This is a genomic window from Faecalicatena faecalis (assembly GCF_012524165.2).
Taxonomy (GTDB): Bacteria; Bacillota; Clostridia; order Lachnospirales; family Lachnospiraceae; genus Faecalicatena_A; species Faecalicatena_A faecalis.
On sequence record NZ_JABACJ020000004.1, the window covers coordinates 57,921 to 82,894 of the forward strand.

Genomic DNA, 24,974 nt, shown 5'->3' on the forward strand with positions numbered 1-24,974 from the left:
GTAAGGCACTCCCCGGGGAATATTTCCTCCGGGAGTGTCTTATTTTCGGGTTTAAGAGTCTAATTCCAAGGAAGCGACCCAGGTTTCAATTGCTTCTGCCAAAATCAATTGCTGGCGCAAAACGGCCATTCCTGTTTCAGGGATATCTGGCACATTTTCTTTGAGCCGGAGATTTTCTTCCAAATAGGATTTTAGAGTTTTAACATTTTCCTGAATATCCGTAATACATGCTTTTTGCTTTTCGGGTGGGAGACTGTCAAGATTGACGATCACCGCATTGAAATCCAAAAAGATATGAATAGGCATGTCAGAGATTTCCTGCATGAGCCGTTCAAATTCTTTCGCTCCTGCATCAGTCAGGGAATATACGGCTTTTTCTGGCATTTTCCCTTCTTTCACAATATCGCTCTTGACAAATCCTTTCGATTCCAATTGAATTACTTTTTTATAAATAGAAGGAGTACTGATTTTTACCCATTTGGATATATTACGGTATTCCACTAACTTCTGTATATCGTAAGCGCTCATAGGACTTTTCTTTAATATTCCCAGGACAATTAGATCGATTGTTGCCATATAATTCCGCCTCTCTTTTTATTTTATAGTAAGCAAAATGTTACAGATGACGCTATAAATTATAGTAATTTGTTTTATATCTTTTGTCAATGGACAGTGAATTATTTTGTTGCTAACAGATGTTTAGTAACAGATACCCGATGCCGGATATCTGATACCCGATATCCGATACATCGGGTATCAGATGCCACGGGTATCAGAAACCTCTTGACAAATACTATAATTTATAGTAGTATTCCTTGTGACATAATAGTATAAAATATATTACTATAAAATATTATATTAAGAAAAGGAGACTACATATGAATGAAGCAAACAAAAAAATGGAACTTTTGGGGAGTGCGCCTGTTCCCAAGGCACTCATGGCACTGGGGATTCCGATTATGATCGGTATGCTGATCAACGCCCTTTATAATCTGGTGGACGCCTATTTTGTGAGTGGACTGGGAGAAAGGCAGATGGGGGCAATCTCCATTGTGTTTCCGCTGGGGCAGGTGGTAGTAGGTCTGGGATTAATGTTCGGTAACGGAGCCGCATCTTATCTTTCCAGACTATTAGGACAGGGAGCGAAAAACACCGCGAATAAGGTGGCAAGTACCGCACTGTACAGCAGTGTATTGATCGGGGCAGCCATGATACTTTTAGCTTCAATTTTTCTGAAACCGATTTTGAATCAGCTTGGAGCAACGGATACGATTATGCCCTATGCACTGACGTATGCGAGGATTTATGTGATTTCATCCATTTTTAATGTGTTCAATGTAACGATGAATAACATTGTGGCAAGCGAGGGAGCCGCGAAAACAACCATGTGCGCTCTGCTTCTGGGCGCTGTGTTGAATATTGGTCTGGACCCGCTTTTCATCTATGTGTTTGAAATGGGTGTCGCGGGGGCGGCAATCGCGACAGCGATTTCACAGGGGGTATCGTTCCTGGTCTATCTGTTCTATGTGCTGCGAAAGCAGAGTGTTTTCACGTTCAGTATCAGGGCGTTTGCCCCAACCAGACGGATGATGGCAGAGATTTTAAAAATCGGTGTCCCCACGCTGATGTTTCAGATTCTTACCAGCCTTTCCATTATGTTGATTAACAGAGGGGCGAGAGGGTATGGAGATGCGGTGATTGCCGGGATGGGTGCAGTTACGAGGATCACTTCTATGGGAACGCTCGTGGTATTCGGATTCCTGAAAGGTTTTCAGCCGGTTGCCGGATTTAGTTATGGGGCAAAAAAGTTTGACCGCCTGCGGGAAGCAATCAGGACCTCGATTTTGTGGTCCACCGTTTTCTGCGTGGTTGTGGGACTGCTGATGGCTGCCCTGTCTACACAGATCATCTCACAATTCACGGATGGGAATGCAGAGCTGATATCAGTCGGGGCAAAATCCCTTATGGCAAATGGTTTCTCGTTTATTCTCTTTGGGTTTTATACCGTGTACTCGTCCCTGTTTCTTGCGATTGGAAAGGGGATGGCTGGATTTATTCTCGGAGCATGCAGGCAGGGAATCTGCTTTGTTCCGGTCATTCTGCTTCTCCCTAAGGTGTGGGGAATGAATGGAATTCTTTATGCACAGCCGATTGCGGATGTACTTTCGGCTGTTGTTACTGTGTTTATGGCAGTGCATCTGCATAAAGAACTTGGTAGGAAAGAGTAGAGAATATATTACTTGTGCCTGAATGCTTATACCTGAATTGTCAGCGGGGGCTTTCATGAGTTTTGCTTTCATGGTAGAATGAATGTGGCAATTTTACATAAAAAGATTTAAAGATAAGGAAACCAGAACACACAGGGAGACGATTATGACAGTCGCAATTATTGAGGATGACAGACTATTAAACCAGGCGTTAGACATTGCCCTTAGAAAAGAGGGCTATTCCACGTTATGCATTTATTCCAAGTCTGAGGCGCACCACGCAGTCAGTGACCGTGCAGACATCCTTCTCATCGATATCGGGCTTCCTGACGGGGACGGCATCAGTCTGTACCGCGAGTTAAGGCAGAAGTGGAAGATACCTGCCATATTTCTGACTGCAAGGGATGAAGAAGCGGATATGCTGGCCGCCTTTGACGAGGGGGCCGAGGACTATGTCGTAAAGCCGTTTTCCATGAAGGTTCTGCTCAAGCGGATTGAGACCGTATTAAAAAGAAGCAGTGAAGACCGAAAGATTACTTACCGGGATCTCACATTATTTATTGACAGAAAGCAGGCATTGGTAAGTGGACAGCCGATTGTGCTGACAGCCAGGGAATACCAGCTGCTTAAGTATCTGATGATGAATCAGGGCCGGGTGCTGACCAAAGAAAATATCCTGGAAAACATATGGGGACTGGACGGGCAGTTTGTGGTGGACAATGCGGTGAGTGTGACGATCAACCGTCTGAGAAAGAAGATTGAACCAGGTGCAGGAAAGCCGGAATACATCAAAAATGTGTTTGGATTGGGATACCGGATGGGAGAGTAAATACATGAATTTAGAGATTGTGGCAGCCATTCTGCTTGGTCTGTCTGCCGGGGCAGGAATGATGTTCTGGTTCCAGAGAACTCGCCGGATGAAGGAACTAAAACAATTGGAAAAGCTGACATACGACATTTTGAATGAGCGGGAAATCCAGGCGGGAGCAATGGGTGAAGAGACGTTGTATGGGAAAATTGAGTATGAGCTGGTGCGGGTACAGGAAATACTGGACGGAAGAAAGGAAGAGGCGGAAAAGAGCCGTGACGAGATACAGAAGCTGATTTCAGAGATTGCCCATCAGATGAGAACACCGCTTACCAACATGGAGACCTATCTGGGATTTATGAAAGACACGCCGGGGGAGATGGCGCCGGAATATGTGGCAGCACTCGAAAAAAGTGAGGAGAAGTTACACTTCCTGGTGGAAAGTTTTATCAAAATGTCCCGTCTGGAGCAGCACATCATTCAGATTAAAAAAGAGGAAAAAGATATTCTGCAGACTGTGCTCAATGTGCTGGGGCAGATACAGTGCTATGCAGAGGCAAAAGAGATTCAATTTGACATCACATTTCCGGAAAAAGCGGTCTGTGCCCATGATGCAAACTGGCTTGGGGAGGCGCTCTACAACATTTTAGAGAATGCAGTCAAGTATAGTGACAATGGCGGGAAAATAGAGGTGACAGTCTCAGAGAATGAGATGTTTATGAAAATCCGGGTGAGAGACTATGGACTCGGGATCAGTGAGGGAGAGGAACACAAAATTTTCCAGAGATTCTACCGGGGAAAACTTGTGACCACACAGGCAGGGTTTGGGATCGGGCTGTATCTTGCAAGGGAAATCGTGAACCTTCACGGGGGATTTCTGATAGCAAAGAGAATGAGCCCCGGGGTATCGCTGGAAGTCAGAATTCCTGTTTGTTAGAAGTTTGTTAGATTTCTGTCTTATACTGAAGTGTGTTTGAAAATGGATTTCCGGTAAGCTGTGCCTCACAGTTTGCCAGGATGAATTTTCAGACACACTTTCAATGTATCAACGGAAAACAGGAGGAGAATGCACTTTATGGAGATGTTAAGGGCAGCAGGTCTGAAAAAATATTATATCACGGACACCTACGAGGTTCATGCGCTGGACGGGGTGTCTTTTTCAATTGAAGCGAGGGAATTTGTGGCGGTTATCGGAACTTCAGGCAGTGGAAAAACGACTTTGCTGAATATGCTGGGGGGTCTGGATACCCCTACGGAAGGGGGCGTATGGATCCGCGGAAATAGTCTGAGAGATATGGAACCAGAGGAGCGGACGGTTTTCCGAAGGCGCAACATTGGTTTTGTATTCCAGCAGTATAATCTGGTTCCGGTAATCAATGTTTACGAAAATCTTGTTCTGCCCCTGAGGCTGGACGGGGCTGAAATTGATGAAACACTGCTGGAGGAAATCACGGGGCTTCTTGGAATCCGTGAAGAGCTGGGGCGTTTACCGGACACTTTATCAGGAGGGCAGCAGCAGAGGGTGGCAATCGCCAGGGCACTTTTGACAAAACCGGCAATTCTTTTGGCAGACGAACCGACGGGAAGCCTTGACTCCGCAACCAGCATGGACGTTGTGGGGCTTCTAAAGTCCTGCGCCGCAAGGTTCCACCAGACTGTGATCGTGGTCACTCATCAGGAAGAGGTGGCACAGATGGCAGACCGTATCATCCGGCTGGAAGACGGGCGGATCGCCGGACAGGAGGGGTAAACTATGGCAGGAAAAGGATTTACTCCAAACAATAATAACTTTGTCATCAAAATGCTTTCCAAAGAATTTGGGAAAAGCAATCGGGGCAGGAACCGGATCCTTTTGGGAGCAGTAATTTTATGTACGGTCACGCTGACCATGGTATTTGGCATTTCTTATGGAAAGGTCCGGGCCGAGTGTACAAAGGCAGCGCGGGCGGCGGGGACAACCGCTTCGGTATGTATTCGGGATGCGGATGAGTCCCAGTATGCGATCGTCAATGGGCTTGGTTATGTAAAACAGGCGGGAAGGCGTGTGAGTGTGGGTGAGGCGGCATCGGGAGGAGAGGCTGTCTGTCAGGTACAGTGGCTGGATGAGAATGCCTGGGAAAAGATGATGAAGCCAGCCTATACCGGAATCCACGGGGAATATCCCGAAAAACCGCAGGAAATCATGCTATCTAAGAGAACACTTAAGAATTTGGACATTGACAATCCTGAAAAAGGAATGTTAATCAGTCTTGAAGTATCGATGGGGCTTTTTGAAACCAGGCAGGAGGAGTTTCAGTTAAGCGGGTGGTTTACCGATTATACGGATGGGGCGTCTCATGCAGCACCGGCTTATGCAGCGGAGGCAAAGTTAGAGGACTGGGGCTATGATCCGGATGAAAAAGCGGATATACTAATCTGTCAGTCAGACAATATCAACTGGCAGGAGGCGGAAGAAAAATTGTACACGGATGTACCGATGAAGAGTTCGGGACAGGCAGTTTCAGCTTCCAACACTTTTGCATATGATGCGGTCAGTCAGCTTGCAGGAAGCTATGGGATGGCGGCCCTTGGGGCAGTTGTGATCTTAAGCGGCATGTTCTTCCTGCTCTACAATGTGATGCAGATTTCCATGGCAGGGGATGTGCGGCAGCTGGGGCTTTTGAACACGATCGGGACAACGAGAAAACAGATTCGGAAGATATATTATGGACAGATTTTAAGAATACTGGTCCCGGGAGTATGCATAGGTGCGTTTCTATCCGCCGGAATACTGCTCGCTGTTCTTCCCCGGATTTTGGGAAAACAATATCTGAATGAATATGGCGGAGCAAAAGAGCTTGTGATTTTCCGCCCGGAGATTCTGGCGGCTTCTGCGATATTTGTCATCCTGCTGACCATGAGCGTGGCGGCAGGAGTGGTCCATCGCGTGGTCAATGCATCCTGCGTAGAAACGATGCATTATACAGGCTTGAAGATCAGGAAAAGGGCTGGAAAAAAGGCGGATAAGGGGACAGGAAAGGACAGAAAGACAAAGCGAGAAAAGAGAAGCGTAAGGTTGGAACTGTGGTATATGGCATGGCAGAATCTGAACAGATACCGGGGACGTTTTCTGGTGACCGTACTTTCCCTGTTTCTTGGAGTGGAGGCATTTCTCGGAGTGGCGGTGGTCACTTCCGGAAGCGATTATGCACATGTGATAGAAAAACGTCCTGATTTTCTGATTGCAGGTCAGTTCAGCAGTTGGGGACAGGAGATGGGATACGGCAGTGAGTATCAGTCACGGGATGCCGGGGAGGACCCTATGAAGACAGAAGGGGACGCATTTACACTCTTGTATGGAAATGACTATGATGAATTTTCACCGATCTCCCCGGACGTGAAAACAAAGCTGCTGAATCTGGATGGCGTGGATCAGGAGCGGTCTTATATCATGGAAGGGGCGTATATGATCTCTACGATTTCCAGAAAAGGCATCCGGCCCATGCAGAGTGAGACGGCGGAATCTCAGGGTGAGGATGCGGGGGCCGGGGAAAAAGAGGGCGTAGGCTACGGCTATGACTCCGGGTTTGAAATGATCGAGGGATTTAATCAAGATGTGATTCAGATTTTGAGCAGAGAAGAAATGGCGGATTTGAAACGTTATGTTACCGAACGAAAACTCCCGGTGGATATAAAGAGTCTGGAGCAGGGAAGGGGCGTTATGATTCTTCATGACCATCAGCTGACGCCAGCGCAGGAAAAGCTGGCACAGGAGAGTGTGGGGGAGCCTGTATTTTTTACCGGTCTGTTATCAAAAGAGGAGAGAATACGCTGGAACCAGATGACACCGAAGGAAAGGGATGCAGCGGTGGACAAAGGAGAAGGAAACGGAAAACAATCGGAAACCTTTCGTATCAGCGGCTATCTGGATAACCAGGCAGAGGGATTCCCACATATCCGGCAGACGTGGCACGGATCAGAGGGAAACATTTACTATCTGATCAGCGAGGAGGGATTTGAGAAGCTGCCGATACAAAAGAAGACCCTGTATATGGAACTGAATGTGGAGAAAGAAAAGGAGCCTCAGATCAAACGTGATATCCAGAAGATCGTCTCACTGGAAAATATGAGCCGGGCGCAGGCAGTTGGGACGGATGTGGATGGTGGAATTGGAGAGGCAGGGATTTTCTATATCAGTAAATCAGATCTGCTCTCGGAGGCAGCGGCCTATATACGCGGCACCCGGCTGATCCTGGGAAGCATCAGCGCAGTGCTTCTGTTTGCGGGCCTTACCAATTACTTTAATGTTGTGATTACCGGGATTTTGACGCGGAAAAAGGAACTGGAAGTGATGTATAATATTGGGATGACAGAAAAGCAGATGCGAAAAATGTTTTTAATAGAGGGCGGATATTACTGCGGGCTGGTAGGAATCCTGACGTTGACGGCAGGGAACGGGATTCTGAGGTGGATCTCGCTTTATATGGAGACAAAGCTTTCCTACTTTGATTTCCAGTATCCGATTGGGTGGGAGCTTGCGCTTCTATTAGGGTTTGCGGTGATCTGCCTGGTGGTGACAGAAGCGGCGGTGCGTGGTTTAAAGAGAAGTAAGTGATGGATATGGCTGCCACAAAATTAGTCACGCAACTGTAACTTTATCCTGCTATAATAGATACAAAAAGACAGGACGGAAAATTGAGATGATTGATTTATATTATGCCGAAGATGATCCCAATATTGCAACGATTGTGAAAGAATATCTGGAACAGAAAAATTTTAAAGTAACGATATATGATACGCTTGCAGGAGTGAAACAAGCCCTGGAAATTCATGTGCCGGCCATGATTCTTCTGGACTGGAATATGCCGGACGGCCATGGGGATCATTTATGCAGTTGGATCCGCAGGAACTGGATGGAGCTTCCGATTATCTTTCTCACAGTTCGCGGCGACTCCCCTGACATTGTATCGGGTTTTCAAAATGGCGCGGACGATTATGTGGTAAAGCCTTTTGAACTGGAAGTATTGTATTCGCGTATACTGGCATTACTGCGCAGGACACGTAATGCGGCTGAACAGTATCTTTCCTGTGATGGGATTATCATCGACCAGAACCGCAGAACAGTTACTTTGCATTTGGAGGAAGTGAATCTGAGTCTGGCTGAATATGAACTGCTCTTGTACCTGATGCAGAATAAGGGAAAAACTGTTACCAGAGAGAGAATTTTAGAGCAGGTATGGGATGTGAAGGGAAACTATGTGAATAACAACACTCTGACAGTTACAATGAAGCGTCTGAGGGATAAATTAAACCAGCCATCCTGTCTAAAGACAGTCAGAAGTGTAGGATACCGTATGGAGGATACGATATGAGTGGGCGAAAAAACATCCTGGTCACGGTTGGACTTGTGTTATCTGTCAGTTTCATATGTTCTGCATTTGCTGTCATGCTGACCGCTCATTATGACAGCCGGATGCAGTTTGATCTGCTGAATTCGGTCTGTGGGGAAGTGCTGGAGCAGGATCCGGGAGCAGAAAAAATTATTTCCGCCGCATTGAAGGAATATACGGGTGGAAATGCGGACGGGACGGCGAAGGGGGATGTGTTATCCGCATTGGGATACCGTATTTCTGATTTTTCGAAATTGCAGCACAGAGGGAATTATTTATTTGTGGCAGCAGGAGCATTGGCAGGATTTCTTCTTCTGACCGTTACCCTTTTGTATCGTAATAAAAAAGAAGCTGTGCGTATTCAGGCTCTGGCAGAATATCTGGAACAGGCGAATACAGGAAAAGCCGTCATCCTTTCAACAACCGGAGAGGATGACTTTTCTAAATTGGAAGATGAAATTTATAAGACAGTTACGTTTCTCTATCAGACAAAGGAGGAGGCGGTACAGGCAAGAAATGGTTTTGCAGAAAATCTGTCCAATATTGCACATCAGATCAAGACCCCGATTACTGCAATCTCTTTGTCTTTGCAGACCATGCAGAAAGATAATAGTAAAAATAAGTCAGAGCAGATACAAAAGCAGCTTCTCAGGCTCAGTCATCTGGAGGAAGCACTGCTTGTGTTATCACGTCTTGATGCGGGCACACTGATTTTCCAAAAGGAAGAGGTCGACGTTTTTACCATACTTGTTCTGGCATCAGACAACCTGCAGGAATTATTAACAGAGACAGGGACTTATGTGGATATTCCAGAACTGGGCGGGATGGCGGTAAGCGTCGATCTGGACTGGACAATGGAGGCAGTTATGAATCTGATGAAAAACTGTATGGAGCATCATCCGGGTGGAACCATTCACTGCATTTATGAACAGAATCCGCTCTATACGGAAATCAAGATTTGGGATGAGGGAGAGGGATTTTTGAAAGAGGATATCCCCTATCTTTTTGAACGTTTCTATCGTGGACATAATGCCCATGAAGGAGGCATCGGAATCGGGCTTGCGCTGGCGAAAGAAATCATTGAGCGTCAGAATGGAACCATACGGGCCAGTAATAAAAAGGGTGCCGGAGCCTGTTTTGAAATTCGGTTCTACAGTCACTAAGTTGTAATTTTCATTTGCTATAATGAAGCTGATAAGAAGTTTTTAAAACATGATAGCAGGAGGTAAGATGCGAATGAACATTCTAACTTGCGAAGGGGTCCGTAAGGTGTACGGTTCCGGCAACAATCAGGTGACTGCACTGGACGGAATCAATCTGACAGTCAACAAAGGCGAATTTGTAGCGATTATCGGAGCGTCCGGCTCCGGAAAATCCACGCTTCTGCATATTCTGGGCAGTGTAGACAGACCTACCAGTGGGACGGTAACCATAGATGGGACAGACCTTTCTAAACTAAATCCTACACAGGCCGCAATATTCCGGCGGAGAAAAGTAGGGCTTGTGTATCAGTTTTATAATCTGATTCCTACACTTACCGTGCAAAAAAACATTCTGATGCCCCTTACACTGGATAAAAAGAAACCAAATAAGGAATATTTTGAAAAGGTTGTCAGATCTCTTGGCATTTCTGATAAACTGGAGGCTCTGCCGAGCCAGTTGTCGGGCGGGCAGCAGCAGAGGGTTGCGATTGCACGTTCCCTCATTTACCGGCCTGCCTTACTTCTGGCAGACGAACCGACTGGAAATCTGGATCAGAAAAATTCAAAAGAGATCATCGATATGCTGAAATTATCCAACCGGAATCTGGACCAGACCATTCTGCTGATCACCCATGATGAAAAGGTGGCTCTGGAGGCAGAGCGCATTATCACGATCGAGGATGGGCATATCATCAGTGATGAATGGCGGAGGTAAGAGATATGTGGAAAGATTACTCATCCGGATATATAAAAAATAATCGTTCCTCGGGCATCGCTGTCATGATAGCGGCATTTATTTCGGCTCTTCTGTTATCCTTGCTTTGTGGTCTGTTTTATAATGCATGGAAATATGAAGTGGAGAGGATTCAGCTGGAAGAAGGTGGATGGCAGAGCCGTATTGCAGGAGATATAGATCCCGGGGATATAGAAGCCATTAAAAACTTTGCACGTGTCAAAGATGCAGTCGTCAACGAGAAGGCAGCACAGGGACATGAAACAGTTCTGGATCTCTATTTTGATGATATGGACGCGGTATTGGAAGATACGCCCCGAATTGCCGAAATAGCCGGAATTTCCCCGGAAACAGCGATTTATAATTATGAACTTCTGGCAATGTATCTGATCCGCAGCCCGCAGGATACAGCGCCGAGACTACTGTTCCCGATGTTTCTCATCATAATGGGAATGGCATCTCTTTCCCTGATTGTGATTATCCACAATTCCTTTGCAGTATCCATGAATGCAAGAATTCACCAGTTTGGCATTTTCTCTAGTATTGGAGCCACTCCGAAACAGATCCGGGTATGTCTGCTGCAGGAAGCGGCGGCACTCTGCGCCATACCGGTTATAGCAGGGAATCTGCTGGGAATCGGGATTAGTATGGTGCTGATACAGATGGTCAATACTCTGTTGGGAAGCAGTGTGTCAGGCAGACACCAGGCGGTTTTTGGATATCATCCGCTTGTCCTTGTCCTGACGCTTCTTGTAACCGTGTTCACGATATGGATTTCTGCATGGCTGCCGGCAAGAAAGTTAAGCAGGCTTACGCCACTGGAAGCGATTAAAAATACAGGGGAGCTTATGCTCAAACGGAAAAAAAAATCACCTGTACTTACGTTTATATTTGGCATGGAAGGAGAACTGGCAGGAAATGCCTTAAAAGCACAGCGAAAAGCCCTGCGGACAGCATCCCTGTCCCTGATATTCTCATTCATGGCGTTTACGCTTATGCAGTGCTTCTTTACACTTTCAGGAATCAGTACAAGAGAGACATATTTTGAAAAATATCAGGATGTCTGGGACATCATGGTTACGGTAAAGGATACGGAAGCAGATTCTTTTGCAGAAACGAAAGAAATACAAACACTTCCCGGTGTGAGAAGTGCTATCGTATATCAAAAAGCAGCGGCAGAAACAATCATCACAGAGGAAGAAATAAGTGATGAGATGAAATCCTTTGGAGGCTTTTCTCATGCTTCGGGTAATGATGCTGTGCAGACGGAAGCGGGCTGGAGCGTCAATGCCCCTATCATGATACTGGATGATGCCAGTTTTCAGGATTACTGTGAGGAGATTGGCATTACACCACGTCTCGATGGGGCTGTCATACGAAATCAGATCCGCGATGTGACGAACCCGGATTTCAGGCACCCACGTTATATGCCCTATGTAAAAGGCAGCAATACGGTCAGTATTTTGAGAAAATCCGGCGAAGAAGGAACCGGGGTAGAAATCCCTGTTCTGTCCTACACAGAGCACGTCCCTGCTTTGAGAGAAGAATATGCAACTGTAGATTATTACGAACTGGTACATTTTATTCCCATGTCCCTGTGGAAGGAAATCAAAGGGCAGATTGCGGATGCCGGGGAGGATTCTTACATCTGTGTTCTGGGAAACGAAAATGCAGATCTGGAGGAATTGAATACACTGCAGGCAGAAATCAATCGGATTGTTGCAGGAGCTTATGTCACGGAAAGTGAAAACAGAATTCTGAAAAAAGAGTCGAATGACAGGCAGGTTCAGGGCATGATGGCCATTTTCGGCGGTTTTTGTGTACTGCTTGCAATCATTGGGACTGGCAGTGTATTTTCAAACACACTGGGCTTTGTCCGCCAGAGAAAAAGAGAGTTTGCCAGATATATGTCTGTGGGACTGACACCGGAAGAGATTAGAAAAATGTTCTGTATCGAAGCTCTGGTCATTGCAGGGCGTCCGATTATAATTACCATTCCGCTGGCAGTAATTACAGTTGGTTATCTGTTGAAGGCAAGCTATCTTGAAGTTGAAATCTTTCTAGCCGAGGCTCCGTTTGTTCCGATTGCTGTTTTCATGCTGGGCATAGTGGGAACGGTGGCGCTTGCTTATTATCTTGGCTGGCGGAATGTGCGTAAAATCAATCTGGCAGAAGCATTGCGGGATGATACGATGATGTAGAAGGGATAAACATGTAGAAGGGATAAACTTGACACTGGAAGATAACCGTGGTAGCATAGATACATATAAATGTATGTAAGGCGGTGAAAGAACAAAATGGCAAGAAATAAGTACCCCGAAATAACGGAACAGCGTATTTTAGATTCCGCATATAAGCTCTTTGTAGAAAAGGGGTGGGATAACACAACGATACAAGATATTATTGATGATTTAGGTGACCTGACAAGGGGAGCGTTCTACCATCACTTTAAATCTAAAGAAGACATTATTGATGCTGTTACAGACCGAATGTTCACAAACGAAAATCCTTTTGAAAAAGTAAAAAATGATGGGGATTTGAGCGGTCTTGAGATGTTGAGAAAGGTATTACTTTTATTTTTGACTAATGAGGACAGTATCAGATTAGTGAAGCAGATCCCTGATTCCGTCAGGGAAAGCCCGCAGCTTATAGCAAAGCAGATCAAGGATTGTAAGACAGTTATTATTCCCTATATAAAGGAGCTGATTGAGATAGGAAATGCAGATGGTTCACTGCAGGTATCCTGTCCCACACAGGCTGCTGAGATGGTCAGCTATTTAGTGACCATGTGGGTTTCTCCACAATATTCTCAATCTGGTGATGAAGTGGAGTTTAAAAATGTAATAGATACCTTTTCGACGGCTCTGGTCAGTGTCGGACTGCCGATTCTGGATCAGGATACAAAGGGTTTAATCATGGCAATATTTAAAAAGGTACATGAAAATGAATGAATTAACTGCCTTAAATGGCAGTTAATTTTAGCACATATACATACATTTATATGTATGAAAAGGAGGGCTTTATGAAAAAGTATGTTTCACAGAACAAAAAGAGTCTGGCGGCGGCAATCTTTACGGGTACGATATTCTCAGTTATGTCTGCCTTTTTTGCAATTATGGTTCAACAATTAATTGATATTGCAGTGAAAAAGGATATATCTGCTTTTATCCGGATGGTTATTTTTACTTCAGTCTATATCGTGATGTGCGGATTGATCCATTTCTGCTATGCTGCCTTGTGTAAGAGAATTATCTGCCGGGTTACGCAGGCATTAAGGTTTGATGTATTCCAGGGAATATTGAAAAGGAATATTTCTGATTTCCGGTCAGTGAATTCCGCGGATTATATATCTGCTTTAACAAATGACATTAAGCTCATTGAGGATCATTACTGCACGCCTCTCCTGCAGGGATTGCTGGGAGCAGTGGAACTGGCTGCTTCTGCTGTTATACTCATTTATTTCAGTCCCATTATTTTTGCAACGCTTATAGCACTGCTCATCCTGCTTACTGTAATTCCGGGTTTATTTAATAAAGTCCTGGAAGAAAGGCAGTGCAATCTTTCAAAGAGGATGGCAGAGTTAACCATTGCAGTCAAGGATTTCATGTCAGGTTTTGAGATTATAAAATCCTTTCGAATGATTGACTGCTTTGAGCAATCATTCAACAGCAAAAATGAGATTACCACAAAGTCAAAATACGGCGTAGATAAAATTACTGCCGCGGTAGAGTCCGTTTCCGTTGTGTTGAGCTCTGCTGTTTTAATCGTGGTTTTTTGTGTAGCGGTTTATCTCATTATCAAAGGGAATATTACAGTTGGTGTGCTGGTGGGGGTATTGCAGGTTTCGGGGCAGATTGTGAACCCCATACAAATCTTATCCCAGAGCATACCCAAAATCCAGGGGACAAAGTCGGTTATCAGACGGCTCAGAGAGTTGAGTGAATACCAGTGTGTTACGATGACCGGAGAAAAAGAGCCGACATTTGATAACAAGATTACAGTAAAGGACGTTTCGTTCAAATACCAGAATCGAAATGACATATTGAATGGAGCGGACTGCAGTTTTGAAAGAGGAAAAAAATACGCTGTTATCGGAAAAAGCGGCTGCGGCAAGACAACGCTGATTAATCTGTTAAATGGGTATTTCGCTCATTACAGGGGTGAGATTTTGTATGACGGGGTAGAACTGCATGAACTTGATATAGAAAAGCTCAATGAGATGATTGCCGTGATTCATCAGAATGTTTATATGTTTGATTCTTCCATACGGAATAATATATGCCTGTATAGAAATATTCCGGATGAAAGAATGAAATGGGCCTTGGAGGTGAGCGGCGTAGAGAACTTTCTTGATGCGGACAGGACTATTGACACGAATGTAGGAGAAAATGGTGCCAGTTTATCCGGCGGGCAGCGGCAGCGTATCGCAGTTGCGAGGGCGTTGGTTCAGGATAAGCCCATTTTAATTCTGGATGAAGGCACTTCGGCAATTGATCTGCAGACGGCATTTGATATTGAAAGCAGGCTGCTTGCGATAAAGGAACTTACAGTTCTTACAATTACTCATTCTTTTCACCCTGATCTGCTCCAGGCTTACGATAAAATCATCTTTATGGAAAAGGGAAAATGTACCATGGGAACTTTTGATGAATTATTAGAGAATAACGAGACATTCGTACATTTCTTTATGCTTAATAAAGAGAAGGGATGATAATTCATACAAAAAGAATGAGATTTGTACAGCATTTATGATATGATACACGAAACAGGAAAAATCCCCGATTTAAGGATTTTTTCATAATTCCCGGGTTATAATCCTCTCAGAAAACAGGAAAGGGAAGGATAGTCAGATGCTTTACAGAATATTAAAGAAAGATTTGCTCAGAAGAAAAGGGGTTAATGTGATATTGTTTCTGTTCATCACAATCGCCACGATCTTTCTGTCCAGCAGTGTGAACAATATCCTGGTGGTGAGTTCGGCAATCGGTTATTATATGGAGTTTTCCAGGGTCCCGGATGTGAACATTTTTGTGAAGGGAGATTCGGAGAAAGAGAAAGTCAAAGAGTGGCTGGACGATGGGGCGGAGGATGTGAAGGAATACGGAGACATCCGTATGATCGCGCTCAGTGACCAGAATGTAAAGTCCATAAAAAACGGAAAGAAAAAGAAATACGACACGGCAGGCACCAGCATATATTTAGCCGCTGCAGGTATGGATTACTGCAAAGTTTTTGACATGGAGGGGAAACCATTTTCCCTGAAAAAAGGGGAAGCTGCCATGACCAGGGATGCCATGGAGAGAAACCATTTGGGGGCAGGGGATAAGATCTCCATCTCAGTGGGGAAGACCGAAATGGACCTGACGGTTTCCCGGCAGATGAAGGACGCGGCGTTCGGGAGTGACATGTCCGGAATGAACCGGATCATTGTCAGCGAAGAGGATTATGAAACATTCCGGAAGGATGAGAAGGCAGAGAATATCCGTATGTTCTGCGTCATGACTGACAAGGAGACAGAATTTGTAAAAGAACTGAACAGCCAGGATTTTAGCACTGTTTTAAACACAATCTCAAAGAGTGCGTATAAGATGATTTATTCTTTTGATATGATTATGGCAGCGCTTTTGATCCTGATTGGAATCTGCCTGATTCTCATTGCTCTGCTGGTACTACGCTTTACGCTGGTGTTCACCATGGAGGAGGAATACCGGGAAATCGGAATCATGAAGGCAGTGGGATTCCGGAATTTTGCTGTGAAAAAGGTATACCTCTTAAAATACCTGGTTCTTGTGTCGGCAGGCACTGTGGCGGGCTTCGCGGCCAGTATTCCGGTCAGCAGGGCCATGGTGGACAGTGTCAGCAGAAATATGATCATGGAGGACAGTAGCTCAAACCTGTGGGTCAATTTTATATGTTCCGGATGCATTGTTTTGCTGGTAATGCTTTTCTGCTATACCAGTACCGGAAAGCTGGATAAGATATCAGCCATCTCTGCCATCAGAAGCGGAAAGACAGGGGAAAGATTCGGAAGAAGAACTGGAATCAGACTGAACAGGAGAGGGAAAATGTCTGTTCCCATGTTTCTGGGGCTGAACGATATACTCACTCATATGAGGCGGTATCTGGTGCTTATGATCACCTTCTGCATCAGTTTTGTGCTGATCACCATACCGCTGAATACCATCAATACCATGAGGAGCCGGGAGATGGTTGTCAAGTTTGCCCTGGATCCTGACAGCGCCGTGTATGTGAGAAGAATCGGGAATGCAGGTGAGGGAAATTACAGATACAAAGATGACCTTTTGAAGGGAATGCAGCGTGTAAAGCAGGAGATGAAGGAGAAGGGATATGATGCAGAGCTTACTGGCATTCCGTTTTATTTTCTGAAAGTCTCCAAAAATGGTACTGTTTCAGACCAGAAGCTTTTGTTGTTACAAAACCTGGGACAGAACAATGATTATCTGCTCTATGACAAAGGAAAAGCCCCCAGACTGGAAAATGAAATCGCCCTCTCCGAGGCGGTGTTAAAGCAGAATAAATGGAACATTGGAGACTGGGTAGATGTGAATATCGGCGGCAAAGCAGAAAAATTTATTATAACAGGGACGTACACGGACTATATGCAGATGGGACAGTCCGGCAGGCTGAACCCTGTGATCGATATGAAGGAAGAGATGATGGCGGATTACTGGAATATCCTTGTGGATATGAAGACGGATAAGACACAAAAGGAGCTGGCCCATGACCTGAAAAAGGATTTTCCTTCTTATGAGTGGAATGACGCCCAGTCCCTTGTTGACCAGAACGTGGGCGGGATACAGGATTCCCTGGCAAAGCTTCTGATGCCTATGACCGGCCTTCTTTGCGCGATCATCATGCTGATTACCGCTCTCATGGAGAAGCTGTTTATTGTAAGGGAGAAGGGGGAGATCGCCATGATGAAAAGTGTGGGATTTGGCAACTGGAGTATCCGCAGGTGGCAGATCCTGCGTATGGTCTGGGTAGTTCTGTTATCTATGATAGCGGCAGTTCCTATGTCTCTTCTGAGCAACCGGTTTATGCTTAGACCCATCTTTGCCATCATGGGAGCGAATGTAAAGATCCAGGTCGTGCCCTGGCAGGTGTACGGTGTCTATCCGGGAATTCTTATGGTAGGAATTATTGCCGCCACCATATTTGCAACCGGAAAAGTGAAACAGATCCATATACGTGAAATGAATAATATAGAGTAAAAATTCAGGTGGAGGAAGAGAAAAATGGAGTCTTTGAAAGTTTCAAATCTGTGTAAAACATATATCATAGAAAAGCGTCAGAATAATGTTCTAAGGAATGTCAGTCTGGAGATAAAACAAGGGGAGATGGTGGCTGTTATGGGACCTTCCGGTTCCGGTAAAACGACCCTTCTCTACACCGTCAGCGGTATGGATGATGCCACTGCAGGAAAGGTGGATTTCTTTGGAAAAGAGATGACAGGGCTTACTGCAAATGAGATCAGTGATATGCGGCTGGAAGAAATGGGATTTGTGTTTCAGCAGATGTATATGCTGAAAAATCTTTCTATTTATGATAACATTATTATGCCGGCCTACCAGACATCTGGAGGAAAGACAAAGAAAGGCAGGGCGGCTGTTAATGAGAGGGCAAAGATACTGATGCAGAAGCTGGGAATCAGTGAGGTGGCGGACAATGATATCAACGAGGTATCCGGCGGGCAGCTTCAAAGGGCCTGCATCTGCCGGAGCCTGATCAATGAGCCCAAGATCATTTTCGCGGATGAGCCCACCGGGGCGCTGAATAAACAAAATTCGATAGAGGTTATGGATGAGTTGAACCGCATCAACCTGGACGGGACCAGTATCCTTCTGGTCACACATGATATGAAGGTGGCGGCGCGCTGTGAGCGGGTGCTTTATATAGAGGACGGTGATATCCGGGAGGACATCACGCTTGGGAAATGGCAGAAAGACCAGGATATGAGGGTAAGAGAGCGTACACTGAATGACTGGCTGGTCAAGCTGGGCTGGTAAAGAAAGGATTTGTATGAAAGATATTTTGCTGGTGGAAGACAACAGGGAGCTGGCAGAGCTTCTGCAGACATTTTTGGAAAAAGACGGATTAACTGTCTATCCTGTACCTACCGGGGAGGAGGCACAGGCATATCTGAAAGAGAACAGTGTGAAGATCATGCTCCTCGATATCATGCTTCCTGGCATGGACGGTTTTGCCGTCTGCCGGGCAGTGCGTGAGAAGGGGGATATCCCCATATTGATCATGAGTGCCAGAGCAGAAAAGGATGATAAGTTGAACGGATTCGGCCTGGGAGCGGATGACTATATGGAAAAGCCTGTGGACCCGGACCTGCTGACCGCTAAGGTGCGGGCGCTTCTGCAGAGAACTTACGGGACCAGAAGCGAGACGGACTATCTGGTATCAGGCGGCCTTACCATAGACAGGAATGCAAGGAAGGTTTACCGGGATCATCAGGCAGTGGAGCTGAATGTAAAAGAGTACGAACTGCTGTTGTTACTGGCCGAAAATCCGGGGAGAACACTTCACAAGGAGTATCTCTTTGACCGGATCTGGGGGATGGACAGCTTCAGTGAGAATCAGACGCTGACGGTGCATATCAGAATGCTGCGAAACAAAATAGAGGAAGACCCCAGGGCGCCCAGGCGCATTCAGACTGTCTGGGGTGTGGGGTACCGGTATGAGGAAATATAACAGGATTCTGGCGGCAGCGGTATGTCTCTATCTGCTGCTGGCTCTGGGAACAGGTCAGATCCTTTTCCGGATGCAGGAGCACAGAGACAGAGAATTCAGGGTGGAGATCAACCGTCTGTACCATACCATATCAGCGGGGACACACCCGGAAAAAGTAAATCTGAGTGGGTTTCGGGATGTATACAGAATTGACAGTCTGTCCCTTGCAGACGTGGCAGACCGGGAGAAGTCAGAGGCATTTTACAGTGATGTAAGTAACGGAAACAGTGTGATAAAACCCTGGTATACGGACGGCAGCCTGAAAGGATATCTGCGGTTTTCATACAGGGAAGAAAATATGAGCCTGGGTGGTGTGATGGTGACCACGCAGGCTGCTCTTGCTATTATGGCGGTGTTTGTGCTGGGGATTTTACTGTATCTGAAATACCGGGTCATCCGCCCGTTCAACCGGGTAAGAGAGCTGCCTTATGAGCTGGCAAAAGGCCATCTGAAAGGTGAGGTAAAGCAGGAGAAAAACAGGTATTTCAGAGACTTTCTCTGGGGAATCGCCCAGTTAAAGGATACGCTAGAAGTAACGAAAAAGCGGAGGCTTGAGCTGGAAAGGGAAAAGAAAAAAATGCTGCTGTCCCTGTCCCATGATATGAAGACACCTCTTGGGACCATCAGGCTTTACGGGAAAGCCCTGGAGCAGGGGCTCTACGATACAGAGGAGAAGAAGCTCCATGCTGCCCGGCAGATCAGCGCAAAAGCAGAAGAAATTGAGGGATATGTGGCCGAGATCATAAGAAGTTCAAAGGAAGATATTTTAGATATCCAGGTGGAGATGGGAGAATTTTATCTGGAGGAACTGGTAAAGCGCCTGGCAGATACCTACGTGGAAATGTGTGCTGTACGAATGGTGGAGCTGCAGATCGGCAGATATGAGAACCGACTGGTGCGCGGGGATCTTGACCGCATACTGGAAGTGTTTGACAATGTGATGGAAAATGCCTTTAAATACGGAGATGGCAGAAGAATCGAGATCAGTTTTTATGAGGAAGATTTCTGCCAGCTCATCCGCATTTTTAATACGGGGGAGGCTGTGTCGGAGAATGATTTTAATCATATTTTCGAGAGCTTTTTCAGAGGAACCAACAGTCTTGGGCAGCAGGGCAGCGGGCTGGGACTCTATATCTGCCGGGAGATCATGCGGAAGATGGATGGGGAAGTATTTGCTGAGAGGGAGAAGGACGGGATGGGAATTGTGCTGGTATTTCGGTGAAGCCTTGTCATAATTTTGATGGGAGCAAAAACTAAAAAGGTAGAATGAAAAAGACGATTTAGAAATGAGGTTAAATTCTGTGTATAAAATAATGCTTGTTGAAGATGATGTAGAAATAAATGGGCTGCTGTCCGGGTTCTTAAAGGAGAACGGATACGAGGTGTTTTGCTTATATGATGGGCTTCATGTTTTGGACTGCCTTAACGAGAACAAGATCGATCTGATATTACTTGATATTATGCTGCCATATTGCAGTGGAGATATAGTTCTTGCTAAGATACGCAGGCAGTCTACGATTCCGGTTATTATTATTTCTGCAAAAGAAATGACACAAAATAAGATTGATCTGTTGAGGCTTGGTGCAGATGATTATATTACCAAACCGTTCGATATGGAGGAAGTGCTTGCCAGAATAGAAAGCAATCTACGCCGGGTGCAGTTTCAGTGTGGTTTACAGGGCTGTTTGCAGTATGATGGCTTAGAACTGGATTTGGAAAGAAATACGGCCATTCTACAGGGGATTGAATTATCTTTGACGGCAAAGGAATTTTCCATTTTAGAATTGTTGATGAAATTCCCTGAAAAAGTTTTTTCTAAAGCAAACCTGTTCCAAAGTGTCTGGAATATGGAATATATTAGCGAGGACAACACATTAAATGTCCATATCAGCAATTTACGGAATAAACTAAAAGCGGTCTGCCCAGACAGGGAATATATAGATACTGTATGGGGGATCGGTTATCGTCTGCATAAGGCTAAGGGGTAAGCTCTTAGCTTTATGTATTTTTAAGGATTTTCAGACAGCATTTAAGAAATTCTTTATGATTGCCTTTTATAGTGAAAACATAAAGGAGGTTTTGCAGATGAATTCAATTATCTTGGAAACGCATGGTCTGACAAAAAAATACAAACAGACTGCAGCTTTGGACCAGATTGACCTGCAGATTGAAAAGGGGAAAATCTATGGTTTTATCGGTCAGAATGGTGCTGGAAAGACGACATTATTAAGGATCGTAACAGGGCTCTCTTTTCCGACAGACGGAACGATCACTTTATGGGGGGAATCTGGAACGGCCGGGCTTCAGGCGCAGCGGAAACGGATTGGATGTATGATTGAAACGCCCGCACTGTTTCCTACTATGACGGCATACCAAAACATGGAGGTACAGCGGATTCAACGTGGAATTCCTGACCGGGCAGTCATTGAAAAAACGTTACACATGGTCGGTTTAAAAGAGACAGGGAAAAAGAGGGTCCGCAATTTTTCTCTGGGAATGCGGCAGCGCCTGGGCATTGCAATTGCACTCTTAAACACACCGGAATTTCTTATTCTGGATGAGCCCGTCAATGGCCTTGATCCGGCTGGAATTGTGGAAATTAGAAATCTATTAAAATCTTTGAACAAGGAATATGGCATGACAATTCTGGTATCCAGCCATATTCTGGAGGAACTGTACCAAACTGCTTCCAGATTCATTTTTATAGACAAGGGAAAGATTATAGAAGAGCTATCTGATTATGAGCTGAATGAGAGGTGCAAACGCCATATTGTACTCAGAACAACAGATCCGCAGAACGCATTGCTGGTTCTGGAAGAAAAGCTGCATACAGAAAACTTTAAGTTAATGCCAGATGGAGTGATTCGCTTATACGATTATCTGGACGATATCGAAACAGTTGCATCCGTTTTTTCCGATGCCCATATTCTTGTTACAGGGCTTTCGGTGTCCGGCGATACACTGGAAAATTATTTTCTGAATAAAATAGGGGGGAATGAAAGTGTCAAATCTCCTGAAAAGTGAATTTTATAAATTGGTCCATAGCTGGTACTTTTGGGGCATTGCAGGATTCAATTTTCTGCTGAGCAGCGTGCTGCTCCTGGACAGTACGGAAAATGCCTCGAGTTTGTTTTTGGCGTCCCTGTTTAATATCCCTTTGCTCTATTTTTTGACGATTGTTTTTGCTGCTTTATTTGTTGGAAATGATTTTGGACAAAGAACATTACAAACCTATATGAATGCAGGACATAGCCGTGGACAGGTATTATTTGCAAAAATGCTGGCATACCAGGTGGCTTGTTTAGGAATATTGCTTTTTCCGCTGCTTATTCATGGAATTCTTGGGTCTGTCTGCCGAAACCAGCATCTGCAAACGGCAGATGGCAATTTTTTCACCATTTTGACTATCGTTTTTTCTGTGATGGCTATGTGTATGCTGCCCTTTTTCTTAGGCTTCCTCTTTGGTGATATGGGGAAAACACTGGCGGTTCCGATGGTTCTGTTTTTTTTGACGATATTTATATTGAACGGAGATCAGTCACAGGTGATTTCACGGGCATTGCCGATGGGGCAGCTTCGGCTCATCTCATTGCAACAGGCGTCAACCCGAACTGACAACATTCTTTTCATAGATTGTTTGTGGATTACCGTTTTGTATATAGGGGCGTATTTAAAATTCCGACGTTCTGATTTGAAGTAGGAGGGGGTTTACATGGGAAATTTATTGAAAATGGAACGATATCAGCTAACGCATAATTTGTTTTACTGGTGTGGTATCGCTGGGATTTTCTTCCTGGGTTTTTTGACTGCTGATACCTATGCTATGGAAGTGATGGGACCAACCGGGGGAGCGGCGGCTACACTTGCCGATTTTTTTAATGGGATGGTTTATGACTCTACTTTTCTTCTTATTATTGTTTCCAGCATTCTTTCTCTCATTTTGGGACAGGAGTTTTCCTGCCGGACAGTGGATTTGGAAGTAAGTGCTGGTCATTCCAGAAAAACAATTTTCATCAGTAAAGTAGCTGCGTATCTGACTGCCTTTAATTTTATGGCGCTGGTTTATCCTGTTGCCGGTTGTATCAGAGAATTTACACGCTTTGGGATTGCTGATTTTGGAGAGATCCTTTATCAAATAGTAAAAGCAGCTTTCTATTCAGTTCTGCTGAACAGTGCGGTTTTTCTCATGGCAGTCTTAATCTGCATTTGTCTGCGAAGTTCTGTGAAGGCGGTATCAGTGACTGCTATGATCACTTTTTTACTGAGTCTGTACCTAGGGTATGGAATGATGTTGAAACTGCCGGTTTCCTTTTTAGTTCTCTATCAGATCAGGGAGGCTGTCAGCACAACCATGTTTCTCCAGCCACTGCCAATTGCTATCGGTGTGATTTGGATAAGTATATTGACTTTTCTTTCCTGGATATGCTTTAGCAGATGTGAATTAAAGTAAATGAAAGGGGGTGTCTGATATAGAGGCATTATTTTTAATAACGGGCGGGCTGTTCTTCCTGTTATTGTTCCGGCATATACGGCTCAAAAAGCAAATTCGCAGTCTTACGGAACAAGTGAATGAACTGTCGGAGAAAAGAACAGAAAAAATGTTAGACATCTCCTTGATCGATCAGGATTTAGAACAATTAGCCGGGACACTGAACAGATATAATGAAAGGCAGAGACAGGCAGTTGCAAGTGCCTTAGGGCATGAAGAATACCTCAAAGAGTCGATTGCAAACATATCCCATGATCTGCGCACGCCCCTGACGGTCATACTAGGACACATGCAGCTCCTGAAAAAAGAAAATTTAGAGGATGGGCAGGCACAGCGGGTAGAAATTGTCTTAGGGAAAGCCGAAAGAATGAAAGAACTATTGGAGAACTTTTATGACCTTTCAGTGCTTGATGCAGAGCAGATTGTTCTACACATGGAAACTTTTAATCTCTCCAATTTACTCATCAATTTGATTACGGAAAATGCACCCGCTCTGGAAACTAAAAATCTTTCTCCACAAGTTGACCTGCCAGATTATTCTATATATATTAACTCGGATAAAGGCACGGTGGAGCGAATGATTCAAAATCTGCTCACCAATGCGATACGGTACTCTTCTGGAATCATAAGAATCACTCTCTTTCAAAAAGAAAATGGAAAAGTCGTGTTTCGGATTGAAAATTCGGTTCATAACTTTTCAGAATTAAATCCTAACCGGCTTTTTGAGCGATTCTATACAGGGGATAAATCCAGACACAATGGGGGGACAGGACTGGGCCTTAACATTGTGAAAATACTGACGGATAAGCTGGGAGGAACGGTTTATGCTGATTTGAAAGCAGATATATTATCAATTACGCTGGAATTATGATGGAGGTCAAATTGCCTTATTGCACCTGCTGATGATAGACTGGCAATACTATGGTTTTGACCTTGCTTTTGCGACGGTTACAGAGTTCGACCGCAGGTGTCCATTTATTGTGGTAAAGCAGTTTTCGGTTGGATTTTAGTATATTGCCAAAGGAAAGTTAAGATTTACAATAGAACACAATGTCTGGAAGGGAGGAATAAGAATGGGTAATATATGGGTATATATTTTAATCATTGTGCTTCTTTTAGGCGGAGGATGTTCATTGGCTGGTACTTGGTGGAGTAAAAAAAAGAAAGATAAGAAAGAAGAAAAATAATTGGGTATTGTACATGTGTATGAAAGTAGTCCCAGGGGAGTAATCTCCTGGGATTTTTTTATTGAGTCACAAATATTTGAGGGAGTGAACTATGACGGACTTACATAGGCAAAGCTCTGCAGAAAGAGTTTTCGAGAAATATGGTGAATTGCTCTACAGAATTTATTCTGAATGTCTGAACGTATTACTTTGTAAGTAGATATGCGATGCTTGAAATTC

General features: G+C 44.7%; 21 protein-coding genes. 20 read left to right on the top strand and 1 reads right to left on the bottom strand.

What is annotated here, in order from left to right; all coding sequences use genetic code 11:
• Positions 1–51 precede the first annotated feature (51 nt).
• Positions 52–576: a PadR family transcriptional regulator gene (locus HGO97_RS06175; RefSeq protein ID WP_216240371.1), complete on the bottom strand. Its 525-nt coding sequence runs from the start codon at positions 574–576 to the stop codon at positions 52–54.
• 302 nt (positions 577–878) lie between these two features.
• On the opposite strand from HGO97_RS06175, the gene HGO97_RS06180 reads away from it, so the two are divergent.
• The 20 genes from HGO97_RS06180 (at position 879) to HGO97_RS06275 (ending at position 24,439) form a co-directional block, all read left to right on the top strand.
• Entirely contained in the window at positions 879–2,228 is a 1,350-nt protein-coding gene (locus tag HGO97_RS06180) for an MATE family efflux transporter (RefSeq protein ID WP_216240373.1), read from the top strand.
• A gap of 145 nt (positions 2,229–2,373) precedes the next feature.
• Positions 2,374–3,036, top strand: coding sequence for a response regulator transcription factor (locus HGO97_RS06185; protein ID WP_216240375.1), 663 nt, complete (start codon positions 2,374–2,376; stop codon positions 3,034–3,036).
• Positions 3,037–3,040: 4 nt separating this feature from the next.
• A complete protein-coding gene (locus HGO97_RS06190; protein ID WP_216240377.1) occupies positions 3,041–3,952 on the top strand; it encodes a sensor histidine kinase in 912 nt (303 codons plus the stop codon).
• 138 nt (positions 3,953–4,090) lie between these two features.
• On the top strand, positions 4,091–4,765 hold the full coding sequence (locus tag HGO97_RS06195; RefSeq protein ID WP_216240379.1) for an ABC transporter ATP-binding protein: 675 nt from the start codon (positions 4,091–4,093) through the stop codon (positions 4,763–4,765).
• Positions 4,766–4,768: 3 nt separating this feature from the next.
• The gene (locus HGO97_RS06200; RefSeq protein ID WP_246597329.1) at positions 4,769–7,609 is read left to right on the top strand and encodes an ABC transporter permease; all 2,841 of its coding nucleotides are present in this window, start codon (positions 4,769–4,771) and stop codon (positions 7,607–7,609) included.
• A gap of 85 nt (positions 7,610–7,694) precedes the next feature.
• Complete coding sequence (locus HGO97_RS06205) at positions 7,695–8,366, top strand: response regulator transcription factor (protein ID WP_216240381.1); 672 nt, start codon at positions 7,695–7,697, stop codon at positions 8,364–8,366.
• Entirely contained in the window at positions 8,363–9,547 is a 1,185-nt protein-coding gene (locus tag HGO97_RS06210; protein ID WP_216240382.1) for a sensor histidine kinase, read from the top strand. Before HGO97_RS06205 ends, HGO97_RS06210 begins: the two co-directional genes overlap by 4 nt.
• A gap of 73 nt (positions 9,548–9,620) precedes the next feature.
• Positions 9,621–10,301 carry an ABC transporter ATP-binding protein gene (locus tag HGO97_RS06215; RefSeq protein ID WP_216240385.1) on the top strand — a complete coding sequence of 227 codons (681 nt, stop codon included), beginning with the start codon at positions 9,621–9,623 and terminating at the stop codon, positions 10,299–10,301.
• A gap of 5 nt (positions 10,302–10,306) precedes the next feature.
• On the top strand, positions 10,307–12,520 hold the full coding sequence (locus tag HGO97_RS06220) for an ABC transporter permease (RefSeq protein ID WP_216240386.1): 2,214 nt from the start codon (positions 10,307–10,309) through the stop codon (positions 12,518–12,520).
• A gap of 96 nt (positions 12,521–12,616) precedes the next feature.
• Positions 12,617–13,270 carry a TetR/AcrR family transcriptional regulator gene (locus HGO97_RS06225; protein WP_216240389.1) on the top strand — a complete coding sequence of 218 codons (654 nt, stop codon included), beginning with the start codon at positions 12,617–12,619 and terminating at the stop codon, positions 13,268–13,270.
• 71 nt (positions 13,271–13,341) lie between these two features.
• A complete protein-coding gene (locus HGO97_RS06230; RefSeq protein WP_216240391.1) occupies positions 13,342–15,030 on the top strand; it encodes an ABC transporter ATP-binding protein in 1,689 nt (562 codons plus the stop codon).
• Positions 15,031–15,169: 139 nt separating this feature from the next.
• Complete coding sequence (locus HGO97_RS06235) at positions 15,170–17,551, top strand: ABC transporter permease (protein ID WP_216240393.1); 2,382 nt, start codon at positions 15,170–15,172, stop codon at positions 17,549–17,551.
• A gap of 24 nt (positions 17,552–17,575) precedes the next feature.
• Entirely contained in the window at positions 17,576–18,346 is a 771-nt protein-coding gene (locus HGO97_RS06240; RefSeq protein ID WP_216240395.1) for an ABC transporter ATP-binding protein, read from the top strand.
• 13 nt (positions 18,347–18,359) lie between these two features.
• Positions 18,360–19,040 (top strand): response regulator transcription factor, encoded by a 681-nt coding sequence (locus HGO97_RS06245; RefSeq protein WP_216240397.1) that lies wholly within the window; start codon positions 18,360–18,362, stop codon positions 19,038–19,040.
• A complete protein-coding gene (locus HGO97_RS06250) occupies positions 19,027–20,301 on the top strand; it encodes a sensor histidine kinase (RefSeq protein ID WP_216240399.1) in 1,275 nt (424 codons plus the stop codon). Before HGO97_RS06245 ends, HGO97_RS06250 begins: the two co-directional genes overlap by 14 nt.
• Before the next feature lie 79 nt (positions 20,302–20,380).
• On the top strand, positions 20,381–21,067 hold the full coding sequence (locus HGO97_RS06255; RefSeq protein ID WP_216240401.1) for a response regulator transcription factor: 687 nt from the start codon (positions 20,381–20,383) through the stop codon (positions 21,065–21,067).
• A 97-nt stretch (positions 21,068–21,164) separates the two neighbouring features.
• Positions 21,165–22,103 (top strand): ATP-binding cassette domain-containing protein, encoded by a 939-nt coding sequence (locus HGO97_RS06260; protein WP_216240404.1) that lies wholly within the window; start codon positions 21,165–21,167, stop codon positions 22,101–22,103.
• Entirely contained in the window at positions 22,075–22,779 is a 705-nt protein-coding gene (locus HGO97_RS06265) for an ABC transporter permease (RefSeq protein WP_246597331.1), read from the top strand. The genes HGO97_RS06260 and HGO97_RS06265 overlap by 29 nt, the downstream gene beginning before the upstream one ends.
• Before the next feature lie 12 nt (positions 22,780–22,791).
• Positions 22,792–23,529 (top strand): ABC transporter permease, encoded by a 738-nt coding sequence (locus HGO97_RS06270; protein ID WP_216240408.1) that lies wholly within the window; start codon positions 22,792–22,794, stop codon positions 23,527–23,529.
• 148 nt (positions 23,530–23,677) lie between these two features.
• Positions 23,678–24,439 (top strand): sensor histidine kinase, encoded by a 762-nt coding sequence (locus tag HGO97_RS06275; protein WP_246597332.1) that lies wholly within the window; start codon positions 23,678–23,680, stop codon positions 24,437–24,439.
• Positions 24,440–24,974: the final 535 nt, after the last annotated feature.